The sequence below is a fragment of the Maribacter orientalis genome (assembly GCF_900109345.1).
Lineage (GTDB): Bacteria > Bacteroidota > Bacteroidia > Flavobacteriales > Flavobacteriaceae > Maribacter > Maribacter orientalis.
This window is the reverse complement of the sequence record NZ_FNZN01000001.1, coordinates 124,307-142,383: the sequence shown is the minus strand read 5'-3', so window position 1 is coordinate 142,383 and position 18,077 is coordinate 124,307. Positions and strand designations below refer to the sequence as shown.

At 37.4% G+C, this 18,077-nt stretch carries 16 protein-coding genes; 11 read left to right on the top strand and 5 right to left on the bottom strand.

Annotation, left to right across the window (positions count from 1 at the left end; all coding sequences use genetic code 11):
• Positions 1 to 91: 91 nt before the first annotated feature.
• Genes BMY56_RS00585 through BMY56_RS00575 form a run of 3 tightly spaced genes read left to right on the top strand, consistent with a single transcriptional unit; the run spans position 92 to position 3,924 of the window.
• Positions 92 to 1,477 carry an MBL fold metallo-hydrolase RNA specificity domain-containing protein gene (locus BMY56_RS00585; RefSeq protein WP_091618712.1) on the top strand — a complete coding sequence of 462 codons (1,386 nt, stop codon included), beginning with the start codon at positions 92 to 94 and terminating at the stop codon, positions 1,475 to 1,477.
• 39 nt (positions 1,478 to 1,516) lie between these two features.
• On the top strand, positions 1,517 to 3,019 hold the full coding sequence (locus BMY56_RS00580; RefSeq protein ID WP_091618710.1) for a thymidine phosphorylase family protein: 1,503 nt from the start codon (positions 1,517 to 1,519) through the stop codon (positions 3,017 to 3,019).
• Positions 3,020 to 3,024: 5 nt separating this feature from the next.
• Entirely contained in the window at positions 3,025 to 3,924 is a 900-nt protein-coding gene (locus BMY56_RS00575; protein WP_091618707.1) for a ribose-phosphate pyrophosphokinase, read from the top strand.
• Positions 3,925 to 4,080: 156 nt separating this feature from the next.
• Here the strand turns inward: BMY56_RS00575 and BMY56_RS00570 are convergent, their stop codons facing one another.
• A complete protein-coding gene (locus tag BMY56_RS00570; protein ID WP_091618705.1) occupies positions 4,081 to 6,015 on the bottom strand; it encodes an amylo-alpha-1,6-glucosidase in 1,935 nt (644 codons plus the stop codon).
• Between the two features lie 1,081 nt (positions 6,016 to 7,096).
• Here BMY56_RS00570 and BMY56_RS00565 point away from each other — a divergent pair.
• The 3 genes from BMY56_RS00565 to BMY56_RS00555 all read left to right on the top strand — a co-directional run bounded on the left by BMY56_RS00565 (position 7,097) and on the right by BMY56_RS00555 (position 8,894).
• Positions 7,097 to 7,630, top strand: a complete 534-nt coding sequence (locus BMY56_RS00565) for a hypothetical protein (RefSeq protein ID WP_091618703.1) — start codon at positions 7,097 to 7,099, stop codon at positions 7,628 to 7,630.
• A 210-nt stretch (positions 7,631 to 7,840) separates the two neighbouring features.
• Positions 7,841 to 8,350: a ferritin gene (locus BMY56_RS00560; RefSeq protein ID WP_091618701.1), complete on the top strand. Its 510-nt coding sequence runs from the start codon at positions 7,841 to 7,843 to the stop codon at positions 8,348 to 8,350.
• A gap of 49 nt (positions 8,351 to 8,399) precedes the next feature.
• On the top strand, positions 8,400 to 8,894 hold the full coding sequence (locus tag BMY56_RS00555) for a hypothetical protein (RefSeq protein ID WP_091618699.1): 495 nt from the start codon (positions 8,400 to 8,402) through the stop codon (positions 8,892 to 8,894).
• Positions 8,895 to 9,145: 251 nt separating this feature from the next.
• On the opposite strand, the gene BMY56_RS00550 is transcribed toward BMY56_RS00555, so the two are convergent.
• Genes BMY56_RS00550 through BMY56_RS00540 form a run of 3 tightly spaced genes read right to left on the bottom strand, consistent with a single transcriptional unit; the run spans position 9,146 to position 10,285 of the window.
• On the bottom strand, positions 9,146 to 9,511 hold the full coding sequence (locus tag BMY56_RS00550) for an arsenate reductase family protein (RefSeq protein WP_091618697.1): 366 nt from the start codon (positions 9,509 to 9,511) through the stop codon (positions 9,146 to 9,148).
• 5 nt (positions 9,512 to 9,516) lie between these two features.
• A complete protein-coding gene (locus BMY56_RS00545) occupies positions 9,517 to 9,867 on the bottom strand; it encodes a hypothetical protein (RefSeq protein WP_091618695.1) in 351 nt (116 codons plus the stop codon).
• A 10-nt stretch (positions 9,868 to 9,877) separates the two neighbouring features.
• Positions 9,878 to 10,285, bottom strand: a complete 408-nt coding sequence (locus BMY56_RS00540) for a hypothetical protein (protein WP_091618692.1) — start codon at positions 10,283 to 10,285, stop codon at positions 9,878 to 9,880.
• Between the two features lie 240 nt (positions 10,286 to 10,525).
• On the opposite strand from BMY56_RS00540, the gene BMY56_RS00535 reads away from it, so the two are divergent.
• On the top strand, positions 10,526 to 11,725 hold the full coding sequence (locus tag BMY56_RS00535) for an MFS transporter (RefSeq protein ID WP_091618690.1): 1,200 nt from the start codon (positions 10,526 to 10,528) through the stop codon (positions 11,723 to 11,725).
• A 73-nt stretch (positions 11,726 to 11,798) separates the two neighbouring features.
• On the opposite strand, the gene BMY56_RS00530 is transcribed toward BMY56_RS00535, so the two are convergent.
• On the bottom strand, positions 11,799 to 12,113 hold the full coding sequence (locus tag BMY56_RS00530) for a response regulator (protein ID WP_091618688.1): 315 nt from the start codon (positions 12,111 to 12,113) through the stop codon (positions 11,799 to 11,801).
• Between the two features lie 230 nt (positions 12,114 to 12,343).
• Between BMY56_RS00530 and BMY56_RS00525 the strand changes: the two genes are divergently transcribed.
• From BMY56_RS00525 to BMY56_RS00510, 4 genes are all read left to right on the top strand, one after another.
• The gene (locus BMY56_RS00525; protein WP_394332488.1) at positions 12,344 to 13,555 is read left to right on the top strand and encodes a glycosyltransferase family 4 protein; all 1,212 of its coding nucleotides are present in this window, start codon (positions 12,344 to 12,346) and stop codon (positions 13,553 to 13,555) included.
• Between the two features lie 12 nt (positions 13,556 to 13,567).
• Positions 13,568 to 14,794 (top strand): glycoside hydrolase family 57 protein, encoded by a 1,227-nt coding sequence (locus BMY56_RS00520; RefSeq protein WP_091618686.1) that lies wholly within the window; start codon positions 13,568 to 13,570, stop codon positions 14,792 to 14,794.
• Positions 14,795 to 17,332 (top strand): alpha-glucan family phosphorylase, encoded by a 2,538-nt coding sequence (gene glgP / locus BMY56_RS00515; RefSeq protein WP_091618684.1) that lies wholly within the window; start codon positions 14,795 to 14,797, stop codon positions 17,330 to 17,332.
• A 273-nt stretch (positions 17,333 to 17,605) separates the two neighbouring features.
• Positions 17,606 to 18,061: a pyridoxamine 5'-phosphate oxidase family protein gene (locus BMY56_RS00510; RefSeq protein ID WP_091618682.1), complete on the top strand. Its 456-nt coding sequence runs from the start codon at positions 17,606 to 17,608 to the stop codon at positions 18,059 to 18,061.
• The last annotated feature ends 16 nt before the right edge of the window (positions 18,062 to 18,077 follow it).

The following is an 18,077-nucleotide window of genomic DNA, read 5'->3' as shown; positions in this document are numbered from 1 at the left end:
TATCATTCTATTGTAATAAAACAAAAAATAAGTTTGAAAGAATTACAGGGAATTTAAAAAGAAAAGACTTTTAATCAAAGTGCAATAAAAAATGAACGATTCAAAAATTAAAATCCATTTTTTAGGAGCTGCAGGCACGGTGACGGGTTCCAAATATTTAGTGGATACCGGCGATAAAAAAATATTGGTAGACTGCGGTCTTTTTCAAGGGCTTAAGGAACTCCGTTTACTAAATTGGAACTATCCCCCTGTAGATATTCCGAGTATCGATGTAGTGCTTCTTACCCATGGCCATATGGACCATACCGGTTATCTACCTCTATTAGTGAAATCGGGTTTCAACAAAACGATTTATGGTACCTACCCTACCTTGGATATTGCAAAAATAATTTTGACGGATAGCGCTAAAATACAGGAACAAGAGGCGGAACGTGCTAACAACGAAGGGTATTCCAAACATAGTCCTGCAAAACCATTGTACGACCTAATAGATGTTGAAAATACAGTTCCCCACTTCAAAGGTGTGCCTCAAGCCCATTGGCTGCAACTTTTTGATGGAATAAAAGTCCGGTTCCAATACAACGGCCACATACTTGGTGCGACTTTTATAGAATTGGATATACGCGGAAAACGTTTAGTTTTTTCAGGGGATATTGGCAGAAAAAACGATTTGCTCTTGTACCCTCCTTTAAAACCAAAAAAAGCGGACGTTCTTTTTATCGAATCTACTTATGGCGGAAGGTTCCACCCTGATGAAATAGAAACCTTGCCGATAATTGAAAAACTGGTAAACGATACCATATCCCGTGGTGGCATGTTCTTTATTCCAAGTTTTGCTGTGGAAAGGGCCCAACTCATGATGTTGATTCTATGGCGATTATTTAAAGAAAATAAAATTCCGAAGGTACCTATGATAATGGATAGCCCAATGGGAGCCAATATGTTGCAGCTGTTTCACACAACAAGAGATTGGCACCGATTGGATACAAAGGAATATACCGAGATGTGCTCCCATTTTAATATCGTTAGTAGCTATCGCGAAACAATGAAACTACGGGACGATAAAAAACCTAAAATTGTGATTGCAGGTAGTGGAATGCTTACTGGAGGTAGGATGTTAAGTTATTTAGAGACAGAAGCATCAAACCCTAAAAATACCTTATTATTTGTAGGCTATCAGGCAGAAGGTACCAGAGGAAGAAAATTATTGAATGGGGAAAAAGAATTTAAATCCTACGGTAAATGGATTCCATTTAATATGCAGGTGGAGGAAATTGAAGGCCTTTCGGCCCACGCCGACCAAACCGAACTATTGGATTGGTTAAGCGACATCATAGAAAGTCCAAAGAAAATATTCATTATTCATGGCGAAAAAGAGGGTGCCGAAGCTTTAAAAAAGGGAATTAAGGAAACCTACGGTTGGGATTGTCAAATACCCCAATTGTATGACATTTCTGAAATCAATATAAACGAATAGCAAGAAACCCATGACATTCATTTCCTTAACCTTTTTTAAATGAAAAAAGAACCAAGTATATTACGATATAAACATCTAGGTGTTCTAACCCAATATGCCAATGTGGTATTTTTAAAGAACGATAGCCATGTTTGTATTTCTGAGGGATTCACGGCACTTACGCGTATAAGGGTGTCCACAAAAAATACATCCATTGTGGCAAGTCTTAATGTTGTCACATCCAATATATTGCTTCCTGATGAAATCGGATTGTCGGATACCGCTGCCGAAAAATTGTCAATATCGGAGGGCGACACCCTTTCCGTTTCTCATTTGGAAACCATAAACTCTTTGGATCATTTAAGGTCCAAAATCTATAATCACACACTCGATTATAATGCTTATCAAGAAATTATTAATGATGTTGTAAAGGGCGATTATTCCAATATTCATCTTTCAGCATTTATCACGGCCTGCGCGGGTGACAGAATGGATATCAATGAGATTGCAGACCTTACGAAAGCGATGATTGTTTCAGGTGTGCAACTAAAGTGGAATAAAGAAATAGTCATGGATAAGCATTGTATTGGAGGATTACCAGGAAATAGGACCACTCCTTTAATAGTCGCGATTATCACTGCTTTTGGACTTACCATGCCAAAAACCTCATCGAGGGCCATTACCTCCTCTGCCGGAACTGCTGATACCATGGAAGTTTTGACCGATGTATCCCTCTCACCAGAACAAATAAAAAAGGTGGTGGAAAAAGAAGGGGGTTGTTTTGTATGGGGTGATGCTGCCCGGTTAAGTCCTGCAGATGATATTTTGATCAAGATTGAAAAAGCTTTGGATATCGATAGTGAAGGGCAACTTATTGCATCGGTACTTTCAAAAAAAGCAGCTGCTGGATCGACACATGTTATTATTGATATGCCCATTGGCGAAACGGCTAAAGTCAGAAATAGAAAAAAAGCTGAACAACTTAAAACACATATCGAAGTTGTAGGAAAGGAAGTAGGTTTGAATACCAAAGTCATAATTACCGATGGAAGCCAACCCGTAGGTAATGGCATTGGTCCTGTTCTTGAGGCCATAGATGTTTTGAGCATATTACGAAGGGAACCAAATGCACCCTTTGATCTCAGAGAGCGCGCACTACTACTTGCAGGAGCACTTTTGGAATTATCTGGAAAGGTTGCTGCTGGTGATGGAGTTAAAACTGCAAATGACTTGTTAGAATCTGGGAAGGCTTATACAAAGTTCAAAGCAATATGCATGGCCCAGGGCAGATTTACAGAACCAATAATTGCGCCTTTTTTCCATGAAGTCCATTCAGAAAATAATGGAACCTTGATACGAATAGACAATCGGAAGATTGCAAAATTGGCCAAACTGTCGGGTGCCCCTGAATTCAAGGCGGCCGGCATATTATTACATGTCCATTTGGGCAACACTATAAGGAAAGGACAACTTTTATATACCATTTATACCCAGGCAGAAGGTGAATTAAAATATGCCTTGGATTACTTGAAAATGCATACAGATATTATGACCATTATTTAAAAAGAATGGAAAAAACGATATTTTTTAGTCTTCCCGGAAACGAAAAGTTGACTGCACAATTGGCGAATAAGTTGCATGCAGAAATTGGAGCGGCAAACTTGCGAAGATTTCCAGATGGAGAATCATATATTAGAATCCTGTCGGATGTGAAAGGAAAAAGCGTTGTATTAGTCTGTACCCTGCACGAACCCGATGAAAAACTTTTGCCTCTTTATTTTTTGAGCAAGACGGTAAAGTCTTTAGGTGCTAAAAAGGTGTGTTTGGTAGCACCCTATCTCGCCTATATGCGACAGGATAAGATATTCAATCCTGGAGAAGCGGTTACTTCTACCTTATTTGGTAAGCTCATTTCCGAATTTGCGGATGGTATCATAACCATAGATCCCCATCTACATAGAATTAAATCACTTTCAAAAGTGTACCACATCCCCAATAAAGTTATTCATGCAGCGAACGCAATTTCTAAATGGATTAAGGAGAACATAAAAGATCCTATTCTTATTGGCCCAGATGCAGAAAGTGCACAATGGGTGTCCGTTGTTGCAAAATATGCGGACGCTCCTTTTACGATATTGACTAAAATTAGGCATGGTGACAATGATGTGGAAGTTTCCATCCCCTACTTTGAAAAATATAAAGATGCGACTCCTGTTTTGGTAGATGATATTATTTCAACGGCACATACCATGTTGGAAACCATCGGTCATCTTAAAAAGGAAGGCATGAAACCTGCCGTTTGCATTGGTATACATGCTGTTTTTTCTGGGAATGCGTATCAAGAACTAAAGGATGCAGAAGTTGCTGAAATTGTTACTTGCAATACGATTCCGCATGCCTCCAATGCAATTGATTTAACTTATATTTTGGCAGAAGAAATTAAAAATTTGATGTCTAACTTTAATTAAAAATATCGAATTGCTTGCTAACTATATTTTCATATGCCTTAAGAAGTTTTTTAAAAAGACATCTTTAACTAACAAATCAATGTCATTACCAAAAAACTTTGAGTTTTTATTTTATTTACGAATTCTACCATTTGTAGTTTGTCAAGTCAGTTCGTTTTACTCAACATTAAAAAGTTCATAATCCGTATATAAACGAATCAGTGCAGCTACAGACCATGCCTGGTGTATACACCCTTTCCCCTCCTTGGGGTCGTCTCCATCAAAAACTTCGGAGATACAATGTATTCCTTGTTGGTTATAGAAATGGTCTTTCAATAAGGCCAACTCTCTTACCACCTTTTTTTTGTTTTTAATGGTGGCTCCGTATAATTTAAAAAATACATGATAGTAATCAAACAATAAATACGGCCATACTGTACCTTGATGATAGGCCTGGTCACGCTGCAATCGGTTTCCTTCAAATTTGCCATGATAATTAGTATTCTCTTTATCAAGAGTCCTAAGGCCATAAGGAGTATAAAGCTTTTCGCGTATGGCTTCGAAAATTTTAATCTGCTGTACTTTTTCCAGTACTGAAAATGGCAAACTCAGACAAAACAATTGGTTGGGTCTAAAACAATTGTCATAGGTTACATTCGGAATAAGAACATCAAAAAGAGTTCCTTCGGGATTTGTGAACATCTTAGAAAAATTAGTCTCAAATCGATTACAAATATCTTCGTATTCAGCCCCAAATTCGATTTGGAGGTCCTTGCAGAATGCTTCATAAATCTTTAAGGCATTGTACCACAAGGCATTGACCTCAACAGGGCAACCGATGCGCGGTGTAATTACTTTCCCAGCTACAATGGCATCCATCCACGTGAGTTGTTCGCTTTCTTGCCCACCGAATAAAAAACCTTCTTCAGTTACATGAATGTTGTACCGTGTACCGCATATATGACCATCCAATAGCCCTTTTAAGATATTTATATGTTTTTTTACGAAGGGAAGATCATTAAATTTAAGTACATACTCGTAGGATGCTATAAAAAGCCATAATGTTGCATCGATGGTATTATAATCAATATAATCTTGACTTTGGTCCGGAAATTTATTGGGTATCAAACCTTGATCGATACTTCTATAAAAAGTCGAAAGAATTGATTTGGAGACTGCTTTATTACCGGTAGCTATGGTCAATCCGCGCATCGAAATCATGGTGTCTCTACCCCAATCTCCGAACCAATGGTAGCCTGCAATAATCGACATGCTATCGGTTGAATTCCTTTTGACCAAAAATTGTTTTCCTGAACGTAGTAGATTCCCATAAAAACCTTGCTCTTTCTTTATTTTACTTCCCTCCGATTTTCTCTTTTCTTTCGAATATAATTTTTCGATATCACTTGTAATTACATCTTCTTCTAAGCTAAACACTAGCGTCAATTGTTCGTTTGGCTTCAACTCATATTTTACATAGCCTATCCTATAATAATCACATACAAAATCATAACCCTGCTCATGCTCTTTAGGCAATTCAATATTCTTGTACCATGAGCGTGCCTCGGTAAATTCTCCTACGCTCCATCCTGTAAAAACGGGTTTACTACCATAATGAGCATATGTTTTTAGATGAGTCGGGGAGATTTCCGTATAAAAATCAGTGAACTGATTTTCATGAAAGGTAGCATGGTAATCGTTATTTTCATAAAGCGGATGGAGTTCTAAAAAAAAGGACGTTTTCCCGTCATTCTTATAGCTCACCAAAACGGTATTGGAGTCCTGCACCATAAAAATATTTTTTTCTAGTTTCCAATTGTCCATTGCATACTGCCAAGTTGGAAAGGGAAGGTTACCGAAATCATTTAAATACTTTGACCCGTTAGGATAAACGATTCCTGAATATTGATTAGTAGAAAGGTCATGGTACGTTCCATTGATAAAAACACGTTCCTCAATTTTGGCGACCACCACCCATCTATCCGTTGGTGGGTTCAATGCTGCTACTAGCAGACCATGATAACGCCTGGTATTTGCCCCACTAACCGCTCCAGATGCATAACCGCCAAGTCCGTTGGTTACTAGCCATTCCTGTTCAAATAAATACTCCATACTCCTACATTATCCCCTAAATTAATTGATTGACCAATAGAATATCCCTTTAACGCCGCCATATCTAAAACCAATACAAAAAAAAAGAAACAGTGGTTCTATAGTAATTATTTCTAAAAAGTAACACTCTAAGAAATCTTATTAGTAAAAGGCTCTTCTAGTTAAATTCATTTTTTTTTAAACCTTCCCGTTTTTTCGGTTAGTTTAATTCAATAAACAATGCCTTGCGTAACTTCTATAAAATTTCTGTGCACATCAGTTATTGCATTATGAACTGTGGTTTCGCCAGTAATTAGTGGCATTACACAATCTATTAGTTTTTGCATGCCGATTCGACACCTCGGGCTATTTTAATACCTCGAATTTCCATCAGGCGATTACACTTCACCAATTACTCATATTTTCTATTACATCAACTTCAAAACAGACCATTGGATTTTTACGCATCAAATCAATCTTCATTCCTTTCTTGGTCTGTACATAAACTTACTGACCATCATTGGTATAGGTGACCGGTACAACATAAGTCTTATTATTTGCGTGACAACCTATTCGCCCTATAATAAAACTGTGCAATACACTTTCAATTTGTCCATTACTTTAATCCCCTAACAATCTGGAATAATTTGTAGTTCTTCTGTAAGAAAGCATATCAAAGTAAAGAAGTATTCATAAAACCCAGAATGATTTAAATCATTTCTAGTGGATTGCTTTTAAGATAATTTTGCCAACTAAACGTTGAATCTAAAGTTTAGGGCTATGGTCAAAGATTTTCCAAAACACTATGAAGACATTATCACCTTAATGGGACAATTGGGGGTTCCCGTGATAAGATAAAAGCTTTTTAGACCAGCGATGAACACGAAAGTCCCTTGAATCAATTGTTGCTCTAATTGGATGGGTTCCGGGCTAATTACCGGTGTGATTCTATTGGTGGCTACCAATATAGCTGATATATTGAATAAAGTCCTTCTAGGCCCTGTACAGTTTAACCGCCATATTTAAACTGTACTACCCAACAAAGAAATGCAATAAAAAACGGTAAGCTAAAATAACTATTACGATATTAAACTGTATTTGAATGGTCAATTTAAGTCCGAGTATGTTCATAACACCAAGTATAGTTTTGGTCGTTATAGTAGTCATATACTTCTATTTTAAAAGAAAGGTAAAGGAAAAGCAGACCTACAGCCATGTACTTTATGCCACGTTCATTGTGGCCTATGTTCTCAACTTTGTTTGGGAATTGGCCCATGGTCCTTTGTACAAAGGCTTCCAATATGATGAAAAGCATATATATTTCTGTGCTTTGGCCACTTTGGCCGATGTGCTGATGGTTCTACTTTTATTTTTTGCATTTGGTCTACTTTTCAACGATGTGTTTTGGACCAGAAACATGAATACTAAGAAAGTAATACTCCTAATGCTAGTCGGAGGGTTGGGTGCGAATTTTTCGGAAATGATTCATTTGGAAAATGGTCATTGGATGTATACTAGCACAATGCCATTATTGCCTCTTACTGGTGCGGGGGTTACTCCGGTTCTACAATTTACCTTTTTACCTTGGTTCATCTTTCTTATAATCAGCAAGATTATTAAAAGGAAAGTTTCTTAATTGCTCGCCAAACTTTTATAAAAGCCTTCATATAATGATAACAAAGTTGCAAAAATTGGCATCGAATATAAGTTGGTTTTATTTCTGACTGATACAAATCATTTTAGCCTCTAAAATATCAAATTAGCTTTGTTAAACCCTTGATTCTTTGTAGGCTTCATTCTTATCAACGAATGATCTTACCAAATAAAAATTTAAAAAGAAAAATGCATGAAAACAAAATCAGAATTTTTGAACGAGGAAATAGTAGAACTTCTCAATTATCGTATAGAACAAGAAGAATTTTCTTCGAGAACTTACCTTTCCATGTCACTTTGGGCAACCGATAAAGGCTACTTGGGGGCTGGTAAACTGTTCAATAAATATAGTGAAGAAGAAATGGCTCATGCCGACAAAGCCAGGGTAATGCTTTTGGCCAACGGTATTCAACCCACAACACCAGCCCTGAAGAAACCGGAACAGGAATTTCAAAATTTGCCCAATGCCATAAAAGTGGCATTTGATCATGAAACCGAAATTACGAAACAGTGTTATGCACTTACCAAAGCTGCCTACAAAGTGGAAAATTATATGGTGGCGGAACTCGGGCTATGGTATTGCAAAGAACAGGCCGAGGAATTGGAAAAGTTTCAAAATCTATTGGATAGGTTCGAGGCATTCGGTGAAAAAACTGATATGCTGAGGGAACTCGATGAGGAAATGGAAGATCTAGCGGAATAAACCTTCAATATATCATAAAATTGGAAAAAACAATATAAAAATAGAACCCATGAAAAAAACGATATTATTCACGATGATAACAGGGTGTATGGTTTTGGCACTCTTTAGCAGTTGTAGGGAAAAACTGGAAAAAAAGCACATAGAAGATTCCGAAGAAAACTTAGAAGTGGTCGCAAAGGAGACAAAAGATGATATAAAGACTACCGTGAAAAAGGACTGGGAAAAGTTCAAAAATGAATCGGAGTTAGTCATTAAAAATACAGAAAATCGCGTAACGGAGCTTCGCGATAAGATTTCAAAATTCGATAAAAAAGAACAGGAAAAACTACATAAAACTTTGGATAGTTTGGAACAAAAAAATACGAGACTAAAAGAAAAGCTTGCCCAACGCGCTCATGAGTTCAAAGAAGATTTGATTGTATTCAATACTTCGACAAAGGAAAAAGAACAAAAGTTTGAACAGGAAATCAAGCATGATATAGACGAAATTAAAAAAGCATTAAAGAAAATCATCACACCAGATGATAGCATATTAGATGAATAAAAAAATAATGGAAACAAGGGTATTTGATTCGAAAATAAGCAGAATCAAGAACTGGTAAATTACATTAATACTCTATTTTTTTAGGCATTCGGATATTGTGAACTCCGCTGAAAAAACCTACGTCGCATCGAATATTTTTTTTAGTATTGTTAATCTATTATTATGATTGTTATAGCTTATGGGTTAAAGTAGAACTTGAGGTATTATCCTGTACCAGTAAGAACAAATCAACTTTATTGATTTTTTGCCTCTTATATCTTAATAATATCACTTGGGCTTTTAACCAATATGGTTTTATCGCCTCTTATAGCAATGGGTTCTTTGAGCAGTTCTGGGTTTTTTCTTAAAATTTTAATCCAATCATCTTCCGACAAATCCGGCTCACCAAAATGTTTATGGAAGTCTGGGTGCTCTTTGTTAACCAATTCCTCTAGCGGAACATGAAGCCGATCGGCCAATTCTTCCAATTGAGTGCCCGTAAAAGGGGTTTTTAATATATCTACATCCCTTACCGGAAAACCTTCTGCCTTGGCATATGCCAATGCTTTCTTGGCAATATTGGAATTGGGATTATAAAATAAAATTACCTCCCAGTTTGATGTTGCTATTTCTCCCATAGTATTTATTCAAAAAATTTGTTTAAAATGTCCACTTGCCATAACGCAACAACCGAAATTTTAGCATCGGCATTCAACAGCACTAAGCCATAGCCTAAGCGAGACAGTTTGCAATCGCTAATGATTTCGCTGCCTATTCCACTAAAAACAGGTCTAAAATGTTTACGCACATCGATTCCTGAAGATTTTGCGACTTTTATCGCTCTAGTAAAGGCATCAGAGATATTGTTGGGCGATAATCCTTTATTCAGCAAATCACTTGCAAGATATTTCATTTGCATACTGTTATAGAAATCCATAAAATGAACAATACTATCAGCTGTGTGGTAATCTCTTCTAAAAATGGCCATTTCCATATATATATTTTTAGAGATTCTTCATATGTTGGAAAATCACCCTCTTGAACCTTTGAAAATCCGCCTCAAATCTTTCCATTTGAAATTTAATATGACGGTGTTTATCTCGATAATCGCTATCTGATAAACCTTTTTCGCCCTTTTCCAATCTTGCTAAAATTTTTTCATGATTAGTAATATCCTCTGCCAAATCTTCATAAAGATCTGCATGTATTTTGTCCAGTTCTTTCAACATACTTCCATATTCCTGCTTATTCTCATCTGCAGACTCTTTTTTCTTAAGCAAATCGGCAAAGAATTTGGTTTCGTCTTTCCAGAAAGCTACGGTATTCATCCATTCTTTGCTTTCAAAATGAAGCACATCCAGACCTGCGCCGAGTAGAAATTCTGTTTTAACATTTGAAGTAGTTGTTTTCATTGTATTAATTTTAGGTATTGTAAATCATTTCACCAAAACCTAGTATATAGGCTTATTTTAAGATTTTTCATTGTTTAATCAAGTAGTTGTTCCTCTTCTTGATTATGGAGTCTATCATAATATTGTACTTACTTTATCTTAAGAAGTAAAAATGCAAACTAGAGTCCGCAGATAAAATGATTTAAGTCAGTATGATCTTGATTTTTAAAGGATATTTTTAACTCCATAAATTTATAAGCCATGAAATATATTTCGCGGACCGTTTGGACCTTATCTCTAATAAGCTTGTTCACTGACATGGCTAGTGAAATGCTCTACCCAATAATGCCTATCTATCTGAAATCTATTGGATTTTCCATTGTCTTGATTGGAATTTTAGAGGGGGTCGCCGAGGCAACCGCGGGTCTCAGCAAAGGGTATTTCGGTAAACGATCAGACGATTTGGGTAAAAGGGCACCTTTTGTGCAAATAGGTTATACCCTAAGTGCTATTTCAAAACCCATGTTGGCATTTTTCGTTTATCCCTTATGGATTTTCCTTACCCGCACCTTGGATCGTTTTGGGAAAGGGATACGGACAGGTGCAAGGGATGCCATATTATCAAAAGAGGCTACCACCAAAACCAAAGGGAAAGTTTTTGGCCTGCACCGTTCTATGGATACTTTGGGAGCTGTATTGGGACCTTCGCTCGCATTATGGTATCTATATTATTATCCGCAAGATTATGTAACCTTATTTTATATTGCATTTTTCCCTGGAGTATGTGCCGTTCTGATATCCTTGCTTCTGAAAGATAAAAATGTGAATATAACAGGAGAAAAGAAATGGAGCCCCTTCTTTTCTTTCTTGAGCTATTGGAAAACAAGTCCTTTAATATACCGCAAGGTTGTTATAGGCTTATTGGCATTTACTCTAATCAATAGTTCGGACGTATTTTTGTTGTTGAAAGCCAAACAAGCAGGACTAAATGACAGTGCGGTTATTGGCGTCTATATTTTTTACAATCTTGTATATGCGCTTTTTTCATTTCCCATTGGAGCAATGGCCGATAGAATAGGGTTGCGCAAAATGTTCGTAATCGGGCTTTCTTTATTTGCAATCGTATATTTTGGCATGGGATTGATTACTAATACCTATGGTTTGGCAAGTCTGTTCTTTTTATATGGAATATATGCCGCAACCAACGAAGGTATATCCAAAGCGTGGATCAGTAATATTACAGATAAAAAAGAGACGGCGACAGCCATTGGAATGTACGCCGGGTTTCAGAGTATTTGTACTATGATTGCAAGCTCATTGGCAGGACTTATTTGGTATGCATTTGGTGCAAACACGGCTTTTATTATCACAGGGTTGGCCACTATCTTGGTGATTTTGTATTTCTTGATTTTTATTGAAAGTAAACCCAGCAATAGGCTTTTATCTACTCCGAATCTTTAGATATCATCGGGTGCTTACGATTCTTTTAGACACTGTTCAATTTTTTGTCCCAGGTTATCTAAATCAAATGGTTTCACAATATAATCGATTGCCCCTGCATCAATTCCTCCTCGTTTGTCTTTTTTTCCGTTTTTGCACTAAAAAATAGAAAGGGTATAGTTTTGTAATGCGGATGTTCACCCAAGGTCCTCAATACCTCAAAGCCATCCATTTCTTGCATTAGCAAGTCACAGAGAATTAAATCGGGTACCAATTGAAATACTTTCTCCAATCCCATTTTTCGGTTGGTAGCGGTCATGGGTATATACCCTTCCAAGTCCAAAAATTCTACTGTGTTTTCTATAATTGTACGATAATCCTCAATAATTAGAATTTTATCATACTGCATAGCGGTTAAATTTAAAAGGTTAAAAACTCAACTGGGGCGTATTCAGATAATTATAAATATTAAAGGCCTTAATAAAACAAACGCTTAACTAGAGCTATATAGGTTATCAAAAAACAATTTACATAAACCCGAAATTTTCATAATTCTTAAGAATATTTTCAACTAATGATTTATATCATTCATAAAGCCTTTTCCCCTTTCTACATTTAGCATCCCATGAACTTAAAACAATGAAAATGAAAATATTAATGTTAGGCTGGGAATATCCGCCCCATATCTCAGGAGGGTTGGCGACCGCTTGTCAAGGATTGGTAGAAAGTTTATTAAAGAAAGGCCATGAAGTGTTGTTTCTATTACCCAAAGCAGTAGAAGAAATGCAATCGGAGCGATTTCGGTTGATAAGTGCGAGCAACGTTGAACTTCCTAAAAAAAAAGATTCAATTACTTACCCCTTACTAAGAAAGTTAATACCCAATGTTGATCCTACACAAATTCACAACTTAAGTGGCGACAAATATAATTTTTCTGGAGCCTACGGACCGAATTTAATTGAGGAAGTTTACTGGTTGGCGGTAGTGATCTCAAAACTGGCCAAAGAACTTGAGTTCGATATTATACATGCCCACGATTGGCTTACCTTTCCTGCGGGGATCATTGCTAAAGAAATAAGTCGCAAACCTTTAGTAGTGCATGTACATGCCACAGCATTTGATCGTTCGGCCAAGATCAACCACGAAATTTATGAAATTGAGCGGCAAGGCATGTTAGTTGCCGACAAGGTTATGGCGGTAAGCAACCTTACCAAAAAAATCATAATCGATAAATACCACATCGATGCCAAAAAAGTAATTACAACCTATAATGGTGTTAAGCAAAAGGATACATCTCAAAATCTTGATACTTCTAGATTCAAAGAAAAAATAGTCACTTTTCTGGGTAGAATAACCTACCAAAAAGGGCCTGAATATTTTATCGAGGCTGCTGAAAAGGTCTTAAAAAAAGACAAAAACGTAAGGTTTGTAATGGCCGGTAACGGAGATTTGATGACAGAGATGATAAAAATTGTAGCAGCCAAAAGATTGTCTTCCCATTTTCATTTCACTGGATTCTTAAAAGGCCGTGAAGTGGATCGCATGCTTGCCATGACCGATGTTTTTGTTATGCCTTCCATATCGGAACCATTTGGTATAGCACCGTTAGAGGCCATCCAGGCCAATATTCCAGTAATTATTTCAAGACAATCGGGAGTTGCCGAAGTGCTGCCTCATGCTTTTATCGTGGACTATTGGGATACGAATAGCCTTTCCGAGGCCATCTACGGGCTACTCAACCACAAATCATTCGCCAAAATGGTTAAAGGTCTGAATAGGGTAGCGTTGCAAAATTTGACTTGGGGCCATGCAGCAGAAACAGTATCATCAACCTATCAATCGGTAGCCTAACGTTAATCCATAATGAAAAATATCTGCTTTACCTTTCTAGTTCACCAGCCTTATCGTCTGCGCAATTTTCATTTTTTTGAGATAGGTAATCACTATAATTACTTCGACGAAGAAACCAATGCAAAGATTATGCGTCAAATTGTGGAAGAAAGCTATCTACCTACCAATAAATTGATGTTGAACCTAATCAACACTTTTGGCAACAAAATAAAAGTAAGTTTTGCAATTTCCGGCACTGCACTAAATCAAATGGAGCAATACGTGCCTGAGGTATTAGGAAGTTTTAAAGAATTGGCGGCAACAGGAAATGTCGAATTTTTAGGTCAGAACTATTCGACCTCATTATCTTCTTTGAAGAGCGAAAGTGCTTTTTACGAGGAAGTTTTAGAACATAAAAGGCTTATCTCTAGGCTTTTTAGGAAAAGGCCCAAAGTGTTTTTAAACACTGGACTTCTCTATTCAGATGAAATAGGAAAAATGATTTCCAATTTGGGTTTTAAAGGCGTCATTACAGAAGGTTCATCTGTGATTTTGAACGGAAAAAGCCCAAATAATCTATATAAAAGCACATCAAGGCCACCCTTAATCTTATTTTTAAGAAATACATCTCTCAGTGATGATATAGCGCTCAGGTTTTCTCAACGAAACTGGAGTGAATGGCCTTTGACTTCCGAAAAGTATTTAGGCTGGTTAAATGCGCTTCCGGCATCGGATGAATTGGTGAATCTGGTAATGGATTACGGTACTTTTGGAGAACACCATAAAAAGGAGTCTGGCATTTTTGACTTCTTAGAATTCCTATTCCGTCATATAGCTGAATCTAAAGACCTTAAATTAAGTACGCCCGTAGAAGTTTTAAAATCCGTTTCGGCCAAAGCCAAACTCAAAGTTTCAAAACCGATTTCTTACACGGGTACGGACAAGAACGCTTCTGCATGGTTAAAAAATGAGATGCAACAAGAAGCTTGCGATACCTTATATGCAATGGAGGATTTGGTCAAAAACACAAGGGACAAGTTCTTACATCAAGATTGGGAGCGACTAAAGACTGCGGATCATTTTTTGTATATGAACAATTTTGAAGAAGTCCTTGGCAATTTGTTCAATCCTTATGAAAACCCTTATGCCGCTTTTCTTAAATACATGAACGTACTTTCCGACTTTCAGCTAAAAGTCGAGGATAAAACAAAGAAAAGTTCAAAAAGAAAGAATACTCGGTCTCTCATTAAAAACAAATAGATGAAACAATTAATTAGCAATAATCAGGTATATGGTTTTTTACCCACGGATATTGAAGGGGTAGATACGCTTGCCGAACTTGCATTAGACCTACGATGGTCATGGAACCATGCGATAGATGAAATCTGGTACCATCTTGATCCAGATCTTTGGATGGAAACCCATAACCCCTGGGTAGTCTTACAGAATGTATCCCGGGACCAGCTTGAAAAGCTAATGAACGATCAAGACTTCAGACAAAAGGTAGATGAGATAATCAAATTGAAAGAAAAATCATTTTCAGATCCCGCTTGGTTTCAAAAAAACCATCTGAATTCTCCACTTAAATGCATTGCCTATTTTAGTATGGAGTTCATGCTTAGTGAGGCACTGCCTATTTACGTGGGCGGACTAGGTAATGTTGCGGGTGATCAATTGAAGTCGGCAAGTGATCTAGGGGTACCAGTCGTGGCCATCGGATTGCTATACCAACAAGGTTATTTTAGACAGGTCATAGACCAATACGGAACACAACAGGCCCTTTTTCCCTATAACGATCCTGGGCAACTGCCCATAAGCCCACTACGTCTACCCAATGGTGAGTGGTTAAGGTTAGCGATAAATTTAGCGGAGCATACGGTTTGGCTACGTACCTGGCAAGTTCAAGTAGGCAAGGTAAAACTATATCTAATGGACAGTAATGACCCGGCCAATAGCCCAATGCACAGGGCAATTACCAGTGAAGTATATGGAGGAGGGACTGACCTACGTATACAACAGGAAATCATATTGGGAATTGGCGGATGTAAATTACTTAAAGAGTTGAAAATAAACCCAGAGGTTTACCATATGAACGAAGGGCATGCTGCATTTTTAGTATTGGAACGTGCAAGTAATTTTATGAAGGAAACGGGAACCTCCTTTGAAGAAGCATTGACCATAACGCGCGCCGGTAATGTATTTACGACACACACTGCTGTTGCTGCCGGTTTTGATCATTTCCATCCTTCGTTGATGTGGCAGTTTTTTGGAGGGTACGCAAAGAATGATTTGGGTATTGACTTTAATGATTTGTTATCCTTAGGCAAGGAGAATCCCAATAATTCATTAGAGAATTTCAATATGGCTTTTTTGGCCATTCGAGGAAGTGGAGCAGTTAATGGAGTAAGTCGTTTGCACGCAGCAGTTAGCCGCCGACTTTTTGGTAATTTGTTTCCGAGATGGCCAGAAAAAGAGGTGCCAATAGGATCAGTAACAAACGGTGTTCATACGCCAAATTGGGATTCGGAATTTGCGGATAAAATCTGGACAGAGTCTTGCGGAAAAGAACGTTGGCGTGGAAATCTCGAAACACTAGAAGGTGATATTTCGGTAGTAACCGATACAGAACTATGGCAACTTCGAAACACTTCCCGAGCAAAATTAGTCAATTATACACGTGAACGTTTTGCAAAACAAATGAGGGCTATCGCGGTAGGACCTGAAATCGAAGATATTCTACCCGAAATCTTTGATCAAAATACGTTAACTCTCGGTTTTGCAAGACGTTTTGTCCCTTATAAAAGGCCAAACTTATTATTACATGATCCTGAGCGGTTTATTCGAATACTAACTAATCCCGAACGTCCGGTACAGCTAGTTCTTGCTGGTAAATCGCCACCGTTTGACGAATCTGGTAAAGCATTAATAAGGCAATGGATTGAGTTCATTCAACATCATAATTTATCCCATCATGTAATCTTTTTGAGTGACTATGACATGTTAATGGCAGAGCAGTTGGTGCAGGGTGCCGATGTTTGGGTCAACACGCCAAGGCGCCCTTGGGAAGCCTGTGGAACAAGTGGTATGAAAGTGCTGGTCAACGGGGGCATCAACCTATCCGAATTGGATGGATGGTGGGCCGAAGCCTACACTCCTGAAGTAGGTTGGGCACTGGGCGATACACAGGAACACGGCAATGACCCCAATTGGGACGCAGTAGAAGCAGATGCCTTATATCAAATACTCGAACAAGAAGTTGTTCCTGCATTTTACGATCGTAATAATAACGGAATCCCAGAGCTGTGGATAAAAAAGATGCGTAATAGTATGGCGACATTGACCCCAAAATTTTCAGCAAATCGCGCCGTAAGGGAATATACCGAGGATTATTACCTACCTGCCGCCAATAAATACCTAAAAAGAGCGGCCAAACAAGGTAGTATGGGAAAAAGAATTGTTAACACCAAGCATGATCTAAGAAACAAATGGGATGGAATACGATTTGGAGAAGTTTCGATTGATTATGTAGAGGGAGGTTTTCAGTATAATATATCCGTATCGCTGAACAATATGAATCCCGATACCATTTTGATTCAGCTTTTTGCTGACGGTCTGAACGGAGGGATACCTGAAATACTTAAAATGGAAAGAGATTCTGAACCAAAAGAAGAAGCACATAGATATCATGCCCATATTACCACATCACGACCTGCTAGTGATTATACGGTACGGATAATTTCGAACTACGAAGGTATTTCAGTGCCCTTAGAAGATAACCTGATACGATGGCAACATTAAATTTAAAAAAATCAATAATGAATCAGATACTCTCAGTGAATACCAATAAACTTATCGATTATTTTCAAATACAAATATTGATGGAAAACTTATCGAAAAGCGAAAGTATTGCGCTTCTTAAAGATAATTATAGGACACTTATCATACATTGCTCAAGACAGTCTTTTTACCTTACCCAATACTTATTTCTATGACCTAGAAAGTATTGCTATAATCAATTATTCGGCAGAGGGTCATAAAATGGATTTAGACTAAGAATTAAAAAAAATAGTTATGATCAAAGAATTAAATACTAAAGATTGCCTTAATATTCTTAAAAACAATTATTTGGGCCATTTAGGCTATATATGTAATGGTATACCTTATGTTGTGCCCATTACATATTACTATGACCAAGAGAACAATTGTTTAGTATCGTATTCTTCAGAGGGATATAAGATTAAAGCAATGCGAAAGAGGCGGACCGTTTCCTTACAGGTAGAAGAAATTGATTCAATCCATGAATGGAAATCTGTATTGGTACATGCCTCGTTTGAAGAGTTATTTCAAATCGATGCCAAGTATGAACTACACGAATTCGCAAAAGGCATAAAAAGTATTATTGAGAAAAAGGAAAACTATAAGCCTTCATCTATTGGTGAATTTTCAACTAAATTACATGGAGGTGGAGTCCCTGTAGTTTATCGATTAAAAATTGGCGAAGTTACTGGGAGAAAAAGGGAAGAATAAATAATAATAATAATAA